9 protein-coding genes and 1 tRNA gene are annotated in these 16,478 nt (G+C 39.7%); 5 read left to right on the top strand and 5 right to left on the bottom strand.

The features are described from left to right. Nucleotides 1-31 precede the first annotated feature (31 nt). A tRNA-Lys gene (locus M1E93_RS12760) sits at nucleotides 32-104 on the bottom strand. A gap of 250 nt (nucleotides 105-354) precedes the next feature. Between M1E93_RS12760 and cycA the strand changes: the two genes are divergently transcribed. Continuing rightward, the gene (gene cycA, locus M1E93_RS12765) at nucleotides 355-1,758 is read left to right on the top strand and encodes a D-serine/D-alanine/glycine transporter (RefSeq protein ID WP_076914412.1); all 1,404 of its coding nucleotides are present in this window, start codon (nucleotides 355-357) and stop codon (nucleotides 1,756-1,758) included. 419 nt (nucleotides 1,759-2,177) lie between these two features. Beyond that, complete coding sequence (locus M1E93_RS12770) at nucleotides 2,178-2,924, top strand: glutathione S-transferase family protein (RefSeq protein ID WP_004918526.1); 747 nt, start codon at nucleotides 2,178-2,180, stop codon at nucleotides 2,922-2,924. A gap of 266 nt (nucleotides 2,925-3,190) precedes the next feature. Here M1E93_RS12770 and putP read toward each other — a convergent pair whose 3' ends face one another. Continuing rightward, nucleotides 3,191-4,675, bottom strand: a complete 1,485-nt coding sequence (gene putP, locus M1E93_RS12775; RefSeq protein ID WP_014658023.1) for a sodium/proline symporter PutP — start codon at nucleotides 4,673-4,675, stop codon at nucleotides 3,191-3,193. A 472-nt stretch (nucleotides 4,676-5,147) separates the two neighbouring features. Between putP and putA the strand changes: the two genes are divergently transcribed. After that, on the top strand, nucleotides 5,148-9,113 hold the full coding sequence (gene putA, locus M1E93_RS12780; RefSeq protein WP_169342114.1) for a trifunctional transcriptional regulator/proline dehydrogenase/L-glutamate gamma-semialdehyde dehydrogenase: 3,966 nt from the start codon (nucleotides 5,148-5,150) through the stop codon (nucleotides 9,111-9,113). Between the two features lie 406 nt (nucleotides 9,114-9,519). Here putA and fliZ read toward each other — a convergent pair whose 3' ends face one another. After that, on the bottom strand, nucleotides 9,520-10,032 hold the full coding sequence (fliZ, locus tag M1E93_RS12785; protein ID WP_004918523.1) for a flagella biosynthesis regulatory protein FliZ: 513 nt from the start codon (nucleotides 10,030-10,032) through the stop codon (nucleotides 9,520-9,522). Nucleotides 10,033-11,220: 1,188 nt separating this feature from the next. Here fliZ and M1E93_RS12790 point away from each other — a divergent pair. Together M1E93_RS12790 and M1E93_RS12795 are read left to right on the top strand one after the other, a co-directional pair. Then, nucleotides 11,221-11,535 carry a DUF5339 domain-containing protein gene (locus tag M1E93_RS12790; protein ID WP_004918520.1) on the top strand — a complete coding sequence of 105 codons (315 nt, stop codon included), beginning with the start codon at nucleotides 11,221-11,223 and terminating at the stop codon, nucleotides 11,533-11,535. A 298-nt stretch (nucleotides 11,536-11,833) separates the two neighbouring features. After that, on the top strand, nucleotides 11,834-12,628 hold the full coding sequence (locus M1E93_RS12795) for a hypothetical protein (protein WP_225829582.1): 795 nt from the start codon (nucleotides 11,834-11,836) through the stop codon (nucleotides 12,626-12,628). 59 nt (nucleotides 12,629-12,687) lie between these two features. Here M1E93_RS12795 and mgtA read toward each other — a convergent pair whose 3' ends face one another. Both mgtA and M1E93_RS12805 read right to left on the bottom strand, forming a co-directional pair. Next, the gene (gene mgtA / locus M1E93_RS12800) at nucleotides 12,688-15,399 is read right to left on the bottom strand and encodes a magnesium-translocating P-type ATPase (RefSeq protein WP_104873380.1); all 2,712 of its coding nucleotides are present in this window, start codon (nucleotides 15,397-15,399) and stop codon (nucleotides 12,688-12,690) included. 153 nt (nucleotides 15,400-15,552) lie between these two features. Then, on the bottom strand, nucleotides 15,553-16,251 hold the full coding sequence (locus tag M1E93_RS12805) for an MgtC family protein (protein ID WP_004918513.1): 699 nt from the start codon (nucleotides 16,249-16,251) through the stop codon (nucleotides 15,553-15,555). Nucleotides 16,252-16,478: the final 227 nt, after the last annotated feature.

Raw genomic sequence — 16,478 nt, forward strand, 5'->3', positions numbered from 1 at the left:
TCACTCACACATAACGCACTGATTTAATTAGTGGGTCGTGGGGGGTTCGAACCCCCGACCAATTGATTAAGAGTCAACTGCTCTGCCAACTGAGCTAACAACCCGATGCACTTATTTAACGCCTCTCATTTAGCACAGTCAACATTATTCTGCTAATTTTACTTAACCAATTAAATTTTGGTTGCTAATGTTAACTTGGTGTTATATTCAGATTAAGATATCACCACTCTGATTACAGTCAGTTAAGTTTTTCTTACACTGACTGAGATTTGTGTCACAATATTTTATGCAAACACTGTCACACAATTAAAAATACACTGTGACTGCACATAACCACTTCTTTGGATAGATACTATGGAAGAAAATCAACCCTCAACATCAACAAATCCTCCCACAGAGAGGAATCAGCTAAAACGTAGCCTCAGCAACCGACATATCCAACTTATCGCTATCGGTGGCGCGATCGGAACGGGCCTATTTATGGGCTCAGGTAAAACTATTTCGCTAGCTGGCCCTTCTATCATCTTCGTTTATATGATTATTGGGTTCATCTTGTTCTTTGTTATGCGAGCGATGGGTGAATTATTACTCTCCGATCTTAATTACAAATCATTCAGCGACTTTTCTGCCGACCTGATTGGCCCATGGGCTGGCTTCTTTGTTGGTTGGACCTATTGGTTTTGTTGGGTCATTACTGGTATTGCTGATATTGTGGCTATCACATCCTATGTCAGCTTTTGGGTGCCTGATTTCCCTGAATGGGTGACCTCTTTCATCTGTGTTGTGACGCTGTTAACACTCAATTTAGTCTCAGTCAGATTATTTGGTGAACTGGAGTTTTGGTTTGCCATGATCAAAATTGTCGCCATTATCGCGTTAATTATCGTTGGCGGCACTTTAATCGCAATGAACTTCCAATCACCGGCTGGTCATACGGCATCACTAAGCAATATCTGGAATGACGGCGGAATGTTTCCTATGGGGATTAGTGGCTTCTTTGCTGGTTTCCAGATAGCTATTTTCGCTTTTGTTGGTATTGAATTAGTGGGAACTGCTGCTGCGGAAACCCGCGATCCCGAAAAATCATTACCAAAAGCAATTAACGCCATCCCTTTTAGAATTATTGCTTTCTATGTGCTATCGCTGATAGTTATTATGGCGGTAACACCTTGGCGCACCATCTTGGCGGATAAAAGCCCATTTGTAGAGATGTTTGTCCTGATCAGCCTTCCTGCCGCAGCAAGTATTGTCAACTTTGTCGTACTTACCTCTGCGGCATCCTCTGCCAATAGTGGCGTTTTTTCTACGAGCCGCATGCTATTTGGCCTATCAAAAGAAGGCGATGCACCAAAACAGTTTAGTCGCTTATCGAAAAAAGCCGTGCCTGCAACGGGGTTAATATTTACCTGCATTTGCCTAAGTTTCGGTATTATTTTGATCTACTTTATCCCAGATATCATGCACGCTTTCACGTTGGTTACTACCGTGTCAGCAATCCTATTTATGTTTATCTGGAGCATGATCTTATATAGCTATCTCAAGTTCAGAAAAAACCGCCCACAACTTCATCAGGCCTCGCATTATAAAATGCCAGCAGGTATTGTGATGTCGTGGATTTGCTTGGCTTTCTTTGTCTTTATGGTGATCCTGCTCGCCTTCCAGCACGATACAAGGCAAGCTCTTATCGCAACGCCTGTCTGGTTTATTATTCTATTCATTGGTTACCAAGTAGTTAAACGTCGTAAGCAGACCCATTAAAGACCAGATAGCAAAGTGTTCCCATAAAATTAGATACTTTGTTCAAATAACTTATCAGGCCTGATTTCAATACACTTCTGAACTCAGGCCTTTTAACGTTTATCTGTGTCGTAATGGCTTATCCATTCATATCCATAGCCTACCGATATGGCATATTTCTGCGCCAAATATGCTCAGCTCAAACTTCTTCATTTGTGCGAGTACATTTTCAATGCACTTTTTCCTAGCCATGCAGGCACCTTCTGTTAATGACGCCATTGACTTAAATTAGCATAGAGAATTTATATCTACGGACTATTAAGAATTTGAGCTGTTATTTATTAATTTATTTTGATATTACTTTGAAAGAGGTAAGTCACGAACTTGCCAGTAAAGTTCACTTTATCTCTAATGGGCAACGTTAAATTAAAGGTAAAAAAATGGCAGATTTATCCACATTAACTCTTTTTCATGATCCTACTTCAGAGCCAAGCAGAGCCGTTCACTGGCTTTGTATTGAAGCTAATATTCCCATCAATATCAAATACACATGGTTGACGCGGGGAGAACATCTTTCTAATGAATTTTTAGCCGTCAATCCGTTGCATCAGATACCCGCAATGCAGCACGACGATTTTTGCCTTTCCGAAGCAACGGCAATCATGAACTATCTTACAGATATTCACGGTTGCAGTGATAAATGGTTTGGAGCAACCCATCGAGCTAAGGCTGTCATCAATAAACATTTGTCTTGGTATCATACGAATCTTCGTAAAATATCAACATTGGAATATTTTCTTCCCGTACTGTTAATGCCTGCATATCTTGGGGTGGCAAAACCATCGGTCAATGAGATTGAAGCCAAATTAAATGCACTTCATGATATGTTTGCAAATTTAGATTTTCTGCTTGAAGGCAAAAATTTCTTAGCAGGAAGTGATATTTCCGCCGCAGATTTACTCTACGCTTGCGATATTTTTGCTTTAAGGATTGACCCCAATTTTAAGCAAATGATAGAAAAATACCCCAATATCCGTGGCTGGTTAACAAAACTTGAATCAAGGCCAAGTTATGAGCTTTCACATAAAGCATGGGATCATATTGTTCCGCAAATATTGGCACTAAACGGTGGGTCTAAGGGGTCTCCAGAGTGGATTGCGGATACTTGTGAGAAAGTCATCGGGTAACAAAAGCAAATAAGCGATTTAGACAAGCCTAGAGGAAGCAAGCTGAGCGCCTTACTCAAAGAAAATACTCAATTGGCTTATTTGTTCCGATTATTTTTACTGTCATTTACCGTGAAAAAACAACCAAAAAACTCAAATTTGAATGCTCATAAAATGAGACTATTTAAAAATAAAATCAATGAAAAAGATCCATTAGTCATTTTATATTTGCTCATAACCCCCAATAGTTGGTTACCCAACTATTGGGGGTTACTTTATTTTATCAATTATTTCATTTTATATTCCGCTTCAGCCTCATCAAAGCGGGCTTGAGCAGCGGCACTTGGCGCTTTAGTTATCATACTGACCACAATAATTGCAATTGTTGCAAGGATAAAACCAGGGATGATTTCATACAGATCAAACCATTTATATTTCATCCAGACTAATACGGTAACGGCACCAACAACCATCCCCGCAAGTGCACCTGTACGAGTCATTCGTTTCCATAACACAGAAATCAAGACGACTGGCCCAAATGCGGCACCAAAGCCAGCCCATGCGTTACTCACTAATGCTAACACCTTGTTATTCGGGTCACGTGCAATATAGATAGCAATCGCAGCCACTACCAGAACCATGATCCGCCCTACCCAAACCAGCTCTTTTTGGCTCGCATTTTTACGCAGGAACGGCTTGTATAAGTCCTCGGTTAACGCACTTGCGCACACAAGTAATTGACAGCTTAATGTACTCATAACCGCCGCTAAAATAGCAGAGAGTAAGATACCTGCAACCCATGGGTTAAACAGTATTCCTGCAAGCTCCATAAAAATACGTTCGTTATTTCCCATCACCGATGAGGCTAACGCAGGGTTAATTTCGAAGTAAGCAATACCAAAGAAACCAACCGCAGTTGTTCCTCCAAGGCAAAGGATCATCCATGTCATACTAATACGACGCGCAGAGCGAATCGTGCGATGTGAATCAGCAGCCATAAAACGCGCTAAGATATGAGGCTGACCAAAGTAACCTAGCCCCCACCCTAATAATGAAATAATCGCAACAAAATTCAACCCCTTAAACATATCTAAGTATTCAGGGTTTTTCGTTTGAATAACATCGATTGCAGTATCTAGTCCACCTAATGAGAAAATGATCACAATAGGCGTTAAAATAAGTGCAAATATCATCAATGAGGCTTGCACTGTATCAGTCCAACTGACAGCTAAGAAGCCACCAAGGAAGGTATAAGCGATAGTTGCTAACGCACCAAGCCACATAGCTTTTTCATAGCTAATATTAAAAGTACTTTCAAACAGTAATCCCCCAGCAACAACACCAGAGGCACAATAGATAGTAAAGAAAACAAGAATTACAACAGCAGAGATAATGCGTAAAATTTTACTATTATCCTCAAAGCGACTGGTAAAGTAGTCAGGTAGCGTCAATGCATTATTATTTTTTTCCGTTTGAACCCGCAAACGCCCAGCAACAAATAACCAGTTAAGATATGCCCCCAAGCTCAGCCCGATAGCAATCCAACTTTCTGAAATCCCAGCGAGGAAAATAGCACCAGGTAGCCCCATCAACAACCAACCACTCATATCAGAGGCCCCTGCTGAAAGTGCTGTGACTACACTACCTAAACTTCGTCCACCAAGAATGTAATCATCGAAATTCTTCGTTGAACGATAAGCTAAATAACCAATAAGTAACATGCCAGTAATATATACGATGAACATAATGATCATCGGAGTGCTTACAGTCATCCGTCTTCTCCATAGAATAGTTATCTTCTTTGGTTGTTGCACTAAATTGCACGCAAGCAAATTAAATAATAAATATAGTGTGTGTTGTGTTTGTATTTAGTTGCACTTGATTAAAAATGCTACCTTAGCATGCTAGACAATCTCATTTCCGATTAACAAGAAATTAACGTTATTTTGTTCAATAAACGATATCCGTATCACAAATGTTAAATTTTTGATGCGAGAATTAATCAATTCACTCACAACTCATCTAGCAAAGCGAATTAATAACATATTGATTTTTAATAAAAATCAGCAAAATCCATTTCTAACCATCTCATTTTACAAATAAAAATACGATATATTTCACAATTCCTTTAGAATAGTCTTTAACAACGTTGCACAAAGTTGCAACATCGTACTATTGATGTGTAACTTTTTTGTTTCTAGTAGCTAATTATTTAGAGGAAATGGGATGAGTAGTACGACAACTATGGGTGTGAGACTTGATGAAGCGACTCGTGAACGCATTAAAACTGCTGCTCAACGTCTTGACCGCACGCCGCATTGGCTAATTAAACAAGCCATATTTAATTATCTTGAACAGCTTGATAATCAACAGTTCATCCCTGAGATTTCCTCGGGACAAGATAACAAAGATGGCCAAATATCAGAAGAAGAATCCGTTACTGAATCGAATTATCAGCCTTTTTTGGATTTCGCTGAACATATTTTACCTCAATCGGTTAAACGCTCAGCGATTACATCTGCTTATCGTATTCCTGAAACACAAGCACTGCCGATGTTGCTACAACAAGCACAACTCCCCGCAGAGCAAGCAGATGCCGCCCATAAGTTGGCTTATTCCATCGCAGAAAAATTACGTAATCAAAAAAATGGGATTGGCCGCTCTGGTTTAGTTCAAGGCTTATTGCAAGAGTTTTCACTCTCTTCACAAGAAGGTGTTGCACTCATGTGTTTGGCTGAAGCTTTATTACGTATTCCTGATAAAGCAACACGAGATGCACTCATCCGCGATAAAATCAGTACAGGTAATTGGCAATCTCATTTGGGCCAAAGTAGCTCCATGTTTGTTAATGCAGCAACTTGGGGATTACTATTTACAGGCAAACTGGTTTCGACTCACAATGAAGCCAAGCTATCTAGCTCATTGAACCGTATTATTAGTAAAAGTGGCGAACCATTAATTCGCAAAGGCGTTGACATGGCAATGCGCTTAATGGGAGAGCAATTTGTTACTGGCGAAACAATTGCACAAGCATTAGCGAATGCAAGGAAGCTGGAAGAAAAAGGTTTCCGCTACTCTTATGATATGTTGGGCGAAGCGGCGTTAACAGAAAAAGATGCTCAAGATTATATGGTATCCTACCAACAGGCGATCCATGCTATCGGTAAAGCATCGAATGGCCGCGGTATCTATGAAGGACCGGGGATCTCTATCAAGTTATCAGCCTTACACCCTCGTTACAGCAGAGCGCAATACTCTCGCGTAATGGAAGAGCTATACCCTCGTTTGCTATCACTCGTATTACAAGCCCATCAATATGATATTGGAATTAATATTGATGCTGAAGAGGCAGACCGTTTAGAAATCTCCCTCGACCTACTCGAAAAACTTTGCTTTGAGCCGCAACTTGCAGGTTGGAACGGTATTGGTTTTGTTATTCAGGCGTACCAAAAACGTTGCCCATTCGTGATTGATGCAATTATTGATCTTGCTGAACGAAGCAAACGCCGCTTGATGATCCGCCTAGTTAAAGGGGCTTATTGGGACAGTGAAATTAAGCGCGCTCAAATTGATGGTTTAGAAGGCTACCCTGTTTATACACGTAAAGTGTATACCGATGTTTCATACCTCGCATGCGCTCGCAAATTGTTGTCAGTACCAAATCTGATTTACCCACAATTTGCAACTCATAACGCCCATACGCTGGCTGCAATTTACCAAATTGCAGGTAAAAACTACTATCCAGGTCAATATGAATTCCAATGCCTACATGGAATGGGTGAGCCATTATATGAACAAGTTGTCGGGAAAGTTGCTGATGGTAAACTCAACCGCCCTTGTCGTATCTATGCACCTGTCGGAACACACGAAACCTTATTGGCTTATTTAGTCCGTCGCTTACTCGAAAATGGGGCGAATACCTCATTTGTGAACCGCATTGCTGATGCGACCATTCCACTTGATGAACTAGTATCTGATCCTGTCAAAGACGTATTAGAGTTATCGAAAGCAGAAGGACAAATTGGGTTACCTCACCCTAAAATAGCCCTTCCTCGTGACTTGTATGGAAAGAATCGTGTCAACTCAATGGGGCTAGACCTCTCCAATGAACATCGCTTAGCATCGCTTTCTAGCGCACTTTTAACCTCAGCGATGCAAGAAAAATTAGCTCAACCACTACTTGGTGGGGAATATCAACTGGCTAAATCAGCCGAAAATGCGCTTCCAGTGATTAACCCAGCATGCCATTCTGACATTGTCGGTCATGTTCGTGAAGCAACGTTGGAAGAAGCAGAGCATGCATTAAACATCGCCAATGATGCAGGAGCTATTTGGTTTGCGACTCCACCGTCAGAGCGTGCAGCTATCCTCTTACGTGCCGCAGACATCATGGAGCAACAATTACAGCCTCTACTTGATGTACTGGTTCGTGAAGCGGGGAAAACCTACGCTAACGCGATTGCAGAGGTTCGTGAAGCCGTTGATTTCTTGAATTATTATGCAACTCAAGTCCGCGATGACTTTGATAACAATACCCATCGACCGTTAGGCCCTGTGGTTTGCATTAGTCCATGGAACTTCCCTCTAGCAATTTTCACCGGACAGATTGCGGCAGCTCTCGCAGCAGGTAACACGGTATTAGCGAAACCCGCAGAGCAAACACCACTGATCGGCTCAATTGCAGTATCAATGCTCCATCAAGCCGGTATTCCACGTGAAGTATTGCAATTTTTACCGGGTAAAGGGGAAACAATTGGAGCGAAATTAGTGGGTGATACAAGAGTTCGTGGTGTAATGTTTACAGGCTCTACGGAAGTTGCTGGATTGCTGCAACGTAATATTGCGGGAAGGCTGGATGCTCAAGGACGTCCAACCCCACTCATCGCAGAAACTGGCGGATTAAATGCGATGATCGTCGATTCGTCGGCCTTAACAGAGCAAGTCGTGACAGATGTTGTCGCTTCTGCTTTTGATAGTGCAGGTCAACGCTGCTCCGCCCTACGTATTTTATGTATCCAAGAAGATGTCGCTGATCGCACAATTCGTATGTTAAAAGGTGCGATGGAAGAGTGCCGTATGGGCAATCCAGAGCACCTTTCTACGGATATCGGGCCGGTTATCGATAATGAAGCTAAAGAGAATATTGAACAGCATATCCAGCAAATGCGTAGCAAAGGTAAAGAGGTCTTCCAAGCTGTATTTGACAATATTGATGACCTACGTGAGCAGTCCGAAGGTACTTATGTTAAACCAACACTGATTGAGTTAGACAACGTTGGCGAATTGAAAAAGGAAATTTTTGGTCCTGTATTACATGTGGTGCGCTACAAGCGCGAACAACTCACCGATCTTATTGAACAAATTAATGCGGCAGGATATGGGTTAACACTTGGTGTTCATACCCGTATTGATGAGACTATCAATCAAGTCGTTATGAAAGCAAAAGTCGGTAACTTATATGTCAACCGCAATATGGTAGGTGCTGTAGTTGGCGTTCAACCATTTGGTGGTGAAGGCCTCTCTGGTACCGGACCTAAAGCCGGCGGCCCACTTTATCTCTATCGGTTGTTAAGTGAACGCCCTGATAATGCGGTATCACGTACACTCGAAAGACAAGACAATGAGTTAGCAATGGATGCCAGCGCAAGACCACAACTCCTCGAACCTTTTGATGCCTTCTCGTCATGGTTGGAGAAGCAAGAAAATCGCATCGAACCGGCTATCTTTGAGCAGTTTGCACGTCATGCACAGGCGGGGACTTCGCGTTTATTACCTGGGCCTACAGGGGAAAGAAACACTTATACTTTAACGCCTCGAGGCACTATTTTATGTCTCAGTGATAACGAGAAAGACTGCTTAGTGCAATTGGCGGGAGTTCTTGCGAGTGGCTGCCAAGCATTATGGCCAGAAAGCGAAATACACCAAAAACTGTATAAGTCGCTACCTGAAAAAGTGCGTAACGCAGTTTCAATCACCAAAGATTGGCAAGAGTATAACGGACATATTGAAGCGGTTATTTACCATGGTGACAGCGATCAACTCAAAATCGTCTGTGAAACGGTTGCCAAACGTAAAGGCCCGATTATCTCTGTTCAAGGCTTTGAACGAGGTGAAACTAACTTACTGCTAGAAAGATTAGTTCATGAGCGCTCACTAAGCATCAATACCGCTGCTGCTGGCGGCAATGCAAGCTTAATGACAATTGGCTAATTAACCACAGCCTGAGCCTAAAAATATTGGGGTCAGGCTGTTTTTTTGGTTTTCAGAATACCTCAATTGATCAGACTCCCTACCCTCAATAACACGCTCCTATTCACGCTTTAATCACTTACCATTATTACTGGCGCTTTATGATATTGGTTAATTAAGAGCGAATTATACTCAATAAACAATAGTCATTATTGCTTATTCTTTATATGACTTAATTGGTCAAAATAATATCTATATTCTGATTCAGGAGTATTAAACTAATAAATATTTGGCAGTGTAATTGGTAATTGAATAATAAAAGTGGGCTTATTTAAAGGGAAAAGCAAAAAGGTGCCCAAAATGGACACCTGACATATTTTAACTATAACATTTTAAGCAAGCACTTGACTTGCTCTGATGCTATTGATTAATTTTTCTCTGATTCCCAGTATAAATATTGCTCATATTTACGGAGCGCAATATTATAATTACTGAAAGCCGATTCAGTCATTTTATCGCTTAATTGCTCTTGGATTTTGCTTGTAGTGAACTCTTTCATTGAGAAGTTTGATGATGAGAGTAGTTCATCTAGGCGGCGCAAACGAACAACATATTCACGAACGGTACTATGGCTCATTTCAGTCTGTAAAAACAAATACTGCTTAAATGACATAATATCAAAGAAGTCAGTATTACTATTGCAATAAATTTCGCTGCAGAAACGACAAAGTGCAGTAAATTTATCCTGTAACTCAAGCCAAGTATTTTCATCGACCAACTCAGTCATCTCAGCAATAGCTTCTTTATTCAAGATACTATCGTTAAAAACGAGAGAGATACGATCCAATGTTTTATGACAATGTGCACAATGTGTTTGGCTGTGTTTAAAGTCTTTAATATAACGACTCAGAGGCCGTTTCTTAACAATAGAAGCAGACATGATGATAAAGCCCTGTGTGTAAGTCTAAAATTAAAATTGTAGCGTGACATGTCACGTTACATTCTGATTATGCCCATAGCATTATTATTATCCGCTATGTTGCATAGTGATACAGATATACCTATATCAAGCTATTTACTTTCACTTAAGGTAAGCATTCATACTAAAAAAACACCGTATGCACTACTTCCCTCTGTGAAATGCATTCTATCGCGTCTATCGCTCTTTGGCGAATTTCTGCGAAGACTAGAGTTTGGTACGAATTTGATTTAGCGTCAACCTATTAAACCAGTCTTTTATTGTCTTTGCATAAAATCAAAGCACGATGAAATTTTATAAGACGCTCACCATACCAACCACTAGGACAGAAACTTTACTGATATTCACCAGTGCATTCAATGGAAATTTAATTTAAAAATCAGTTCTATAGATAAATTGACGCTAAAATAGCAAAAGTGTGACGCAAATCACTTAGCATAACTAAAATTTAACTATTTATGCCGTAGTTGTTTATTTTTTAAATAGTCCATAAGCTACTATAAACACTAAGATGTAAATTATTTTTTACATTTATATGACAATTACACATATGAATTTATTTTCTGATTATATGCAAAATAGTTATAGTTTATAGCAAAAAAGTCTATTAGGTTTATAGAACTTACTTAATGTTCTTCCAGAAAACCAGTAACTTAATGATATACAGCAAGTATATTCCTCTACGTACTTACTCATAGAAAAGGATAGTGAGTTCATCGAACGATGAAAAAAGCATCATAGAAAATGTCACGCCATCCACATTTTCTGTGGGTAAAACCCCCTTCAATCTGTGGATAACTTTCTTGGTAAGTGATGAAATGGCACTTTGCATTATCTGAATGAAAAACAAGCGACTCGCGGCAACTGTTCTAACGGCTCTCAATATCCAACAAGTGGAGCAGGTACACATATCGTACTTTCAATAACACATTTTCATTGTTCTTATTCCAAGCCTTATTTAATGAATAACTCGTATTGTTTAGACTAAAAAACCAAATAGTAAATTTATAACGATAAAAATATTTATTTTTGATTAACTTATAAACGATTTGTCGAGTTATTTTTTAGGATTTGTCACGTTTGATATTGCAGCAATCTCTTATATACTCGATTTTGCTACTTCAATAACAAATAATTTTAAGGTTGATTATGAAAAAGTTAATTTTAGCTTGCGGTATGGGTTTAATGGCATTGACTATCACTGCTTGCTCTGAAGAAGAGAAAAAAGCAGAAGTAGTTGCAGGTGCAACTGAGACTTGTAACGCATATTTTGCTGAAGTGGATGGTTTAATCGCTAAAGCTTCTGAAGATCCACAAGCAAAAACTCAACTGGACTCAATGAAAGGCCAGCTGGAAGAAGGTAAAAAGCAAATTGCAGCATTACCTAAAGATCAGCAAGATAAAGCTTGCCAACAAGGTATTGATGCACTGAAACAAATGAAATCTGTATTAGGTCTGCAATAATCAGATATCTTTGAAAACATGGAGCCATTAATCCTTGGCTCCATCACTCATAGCGAATCTCTTCATATCTTCCAATCGATGACATCCACGAAACGTATTATTGTTTTTTGAAAGTAATTTCATCTCTATTTACCTACTATAAATTATACGGAAAAAACAGTCATTGTGTGGCTATTAGACGCTATTTTAGATAATACGAAACTAACCTATTAAGATTCATTTTAATCGTAATCTAAATAACCACGTAATGATTAGATTTAAGGTTCTTTTAAATAGAGATTATTCAAAAGGGGAAAATATGAAATTTTATCTAACATCCACACCCACTAAAGCCTACGAAAGTGATACCTTTTTAAGAAAAATTAACAGTAAAGATAAGTTTATTGTCACTGTAGAGTCCGATAATAATGAATTAAAAGTTACCCCTCAAATAGCACCTAAAATAAACTATATTAAAAACACCCCTTTTGAATTAAAGAAAACATTAGAATTTGATATTAATCATATTCATGATAGCGTGAATCATTCCATCTCAGCATCTTTCCAAGATACCCTATCGAGTTTGACACGAGGGAAGCTTCCGTTTTTTAATCAAAAAGAAAAATCGAAGATCTATGAAAAGATTGTTGATGAATTTATCTTGCAAGAACAAAAAACCTATGTTTGCTCAATTATTAACAAAGAAATAGATAAAATAAACAGTCAAATTTTAACAAAAAACCAAGCTAACGATAAAAAAGAAAATATTATTACTAAAGCGGATAAAGCCAAAATATTTTCACAGATAGAGCAGTCTCATGGCATATACCTTGGTGTCGACTTTGATACGCTAGCTCAACCCTCAATTAAGGGAGCCGTTATCTCTGTCAAAGAGCTAGAAAGCAAGCTACACACTCTCGCAAAAGAGTTCTCGGACGGAAATAGCCTAGTGAGAGGCCAAATTAAAGAACTATGTTTAAACACAATTAGTGATTATATTTTCTCACACTATTACCCGAATATCTCATTAAGCAAGATCAGAGAAGATACGGCAACCCTCATCAATAATATTGTTATCGAGAAGTCCAAGCAACAACCATTAATTTTTGTTTGATAAATAAAAAGCAGTAAAGTAATCTTATATCACTTTACTGCTTTATTATGCCCCTTATATTACAGCCAATTACCAAACCGTTTAATATAAAACTGTTTCATTAACTGAGCGACAATACAATAACTGACTAGAGTTAACACCAGCCAAGGGAAATATTCAATTGGTAATGGCTGTAATCCAATCATTTCACCAAATGGTGAGAATGGAATATATAACCCTAGTACCATAATAAACCCTGTGGTTAATAATACAGGTAATGCTGCTGTACTTTGGATAAATGGGATCTTTTGAGTCCGTAACATATGAACGACTAATGTTTGTGATAATAATCCCTCGACAAACCAGCCTGATTGGAATAATGCTTCATGAGCAACCGTATTGGCCTGAAATACATACCACATCAGTGCAAATGTAGTGATATCAAATATGGATGATGTTGGCCCAATCCAAACCATAAAACGGCCAATGTTTTTTGCATCCCATTTACGGGGACGTTTTAAAAACTCTTTATCCATTTTGTCCCAAGGTAAAGCCAACTGGGAAATATCATACAATAAATTTTGCACTAACAGGTGGATGGCTAGCATCGGCAAAAAAGGAATAAATGCACTTGCAATCAATACCGAGAAGACATTTCCAAAATTGGAACTCGCAGTCATATTCAAATATTTAATGATATTGCCGAACGTTTCCCTTCCTTTAATTACGCCCTGCTCAAGAACCATTAAATCCTTTTCTAGCAGAATAATATCAGCGGATTCTTTCGCAATATCGCTGCCTGTATCAACAGAAATTCCGACATCCGCATCACGAAGTGCGGGCGCATCGTTAATGCCATCACCTAAAAAACCTACTGTATGGCCATTCGCCTGTAGTAATTTTAAAATTTTGGATTTTTGTAAAGGTGTTAATTTACAGAATACCGATACCTGCTCTACTTTTTGTTTTAACGCCTCATCGGTCATTGCCTCGACTTCAAGGCCAGTCATAATTTCACTAATACTTATCCCAACGTCACGGCAAATTTTTTCCGTAATGATGGCATTGTCACCTGTTAATACTTTTACGGTTACCCCATTGTCTCGCAATGCGGCAATTGCTGAAATTGCACTTTCTTTTGCAGGGTCGAGGAATGTCAAAATACCACGTAATTCAAGCTGCTGCTCAGCTTGGGCTGAAAGAGGTAAACAAGCCTCACCTTCATTTAAGTGACGAGTTGCAAGTAATAAAACGCGAAAACCTTGACGATTATAGTCACTCACTAACTCACTGATTTGCTTCCTAGCTTGTGAATCTAATAAGAGCGATTGACCATTTTGCTGATAGCTTGTGCATACCGCTAGCATCTCTTCCGCCGCACCTTTGCATATCAACAGAGCCTCACCTTCCGCTGTTTTTACCGTGACAGAAAGTTTACGACGAATAAAATCAAACGGTAACTCATCAATTTTTTGATAAGCACGTAACTGTTCAATCTCCTGTTTCCCTCTTCCTCGGCGAATAATTGCCTGATCCATCATATTTTTCGTGCCGCTTTGATTAAAACTATTTAACCACGCGAGCTGAAGGATTTGGTTATCTTTCTGCCCTGCACTATCTAAATAATGCTCTAATATGATCTTATCTTGCGTTAACGTGCCTGTTTTATCTGTACAAAGGACATCCATTGCCCCAAAATTTTGAATCGCATTAAGCCTTTTAACAATCACCTTGTGTTTAGACATGGCGATCGCCCCTTTGGCTAAATTAGAGCTAACAATCATAGGCAGCATTTCAGGTGTGAGGCCGACTGCAACAGCAAGAGAGAATAGTGTCGCTTCAAACCAATCGCCTTTTGTAAAACCGTTAATCAACAAAACAATCGGAACCATCACCAACATAAAGCGAATAAGTAACCAACTCACACTACTGACTCCACGATCAAATGCAGTTTGTGCACGGGTTCCTACGATTGATTTTGCTAATGAGCCAAGGTAAGTTTTTGCCCCTGTGGCAACCACAATACCTCTTGCTGCCCCACTGGTAACATTGGTTCCCATTAAACAAATATTGGAAATCTCCAATAATTCATTTTCCGTTGGTGAAACCGTTTCAAGACTTTTAGCACTAACATCCCCCAAAGTGTCATATTTCTCTACAGGAATTGATTCCCCTGTTAATATGGCCTGACTGATAAAGAGGTCGCGAGACTCAACGAGTTTGAGATCTGCTGGAACCATATCCCCTGCCGATAACAGTACAATATCTCCCGGCACTAAACACTTTATTGGAATTTCTTTACGGACTGAGCGCCCTGTTTGGTTATCACGACGAAATACGGTTGCTGTCGTACGAACAAGTGACTTTAACGCCTCCGCGGCCTTATTAGTTCGATACTCCTGCCAAAATCGCAATAATCCGCTTAGCAAAACCATCGTGACAATAATAATCACGCCCGTTAAATCAGTCTCTTCACCGTGTCGCTCTGGGATCAGGTAATCGGTGAAAAAACTCACTACAGCCAACGTCATTAAAACAAAAATAAAGGGGTTCTTAAATGAAGAGAGTAGCTGTTTCCATGCTGGAGGGGCCTTTTCATGAGCGACTTCATTTTCCCCCACAGAGACTAATCGGTCGAGTGCTTCATTCTCGGATAAACCAAGTAAATGAGTTTGATACGCATTCAGCACTTGCTCTACTGTTTTGTTTGCTTGTTCGCCAACAATAAATTTTTGGCGTCCAGTCACTTTGGCATTTTTGCCAGTTCTGTGTTGATGCCTGATTTCAGTCATAACGTTTATCTCTACTAGGCACTTTGCGTGCGGCTTAAAACGCTATCTAACTGAAAATAAATTATTTATTCATAGTTAGATAGCTCCTGTATTGGCTCCATGACGGAGGGTGATCGTCCATTGCGGCTCCTTTTGTTAATGATGATCTGGCATTCAGGCTGGCAGCTCTGATGCGACTTTCCAATTGATTGCGCTAACACTCTGTTCAAGACTGATCCGACACACTAGCGCTTCAATTTCTTTCTGTTCCGCTGGCGTCGCTAAAAACTCCGCGAGCACCTCTAACTGTTCAGGTTTCAATGTATCGGCACTGCTTAATGACTGTAGACGAATATTTAACCCATTGATGGCCTGTAAAATTAAAGTTCTCACTAAGATTTCGTCTTCTTGATGGCACATCACGCGGATCTTATAGCGCTGCGCTATATCAATCGCCTGCTGCTGTGGCTGTTTGTTAATACGTTGTGCTGCCTCTCGCAGTAAGATATTGGCGCACAAGATAAGCATGGTTGCCATGGTCGCTAAAGAATATTGGCCAAGTCCACATAACACACCAATCCCCGCTGAGCACCAAAGGGTTGCCGCCGTATTCAAACCACGGATATTCATTCCTTCACGCATAATGACACCAGCGCCAAGAAAACCGATCCCTGACACGACTTGTGCCGCAATTCGTCCGGGGCTATCAGGTGAAGTTGTCACTGAGCTTAAAATAAATACAGCCGCCCCAGTTGCAACTAAGGCATTAGTGCGTAGCCCTGCCATACGTTGACGCCATTGACGCTCAGCGCCGATTAATGCTCCTAGGCACATTGCAGAAACTAAATTGAAAATATCAGGAGTAAATAACATGATTGTTCCTCCAAAAATAATTTGGATATATCAGTCATATTTCAAGCCGCAGTGTTTTTAACAATATTTATTCACCGCAGAGGCATCATTAGCTATACCTCTGGCAATGTATTCTCTTGCTGCTCCACTGCATCTCAAATTATTTTGGGTAGATGAAAATATGGAAAATAAATTCCATATAGCCTTAAAATGAATAATAAAAATAATTATTCAGACGTTATAGGCAT

The organism is Providencia sp. PROV272, assembly GCF_049901975.1.
GTDB lineage: Bacteria > Pseudomonadota > Gammaproteobacteria > Enterobacterales > Enterobacteriaceae > Providencia > Providencia stuartii.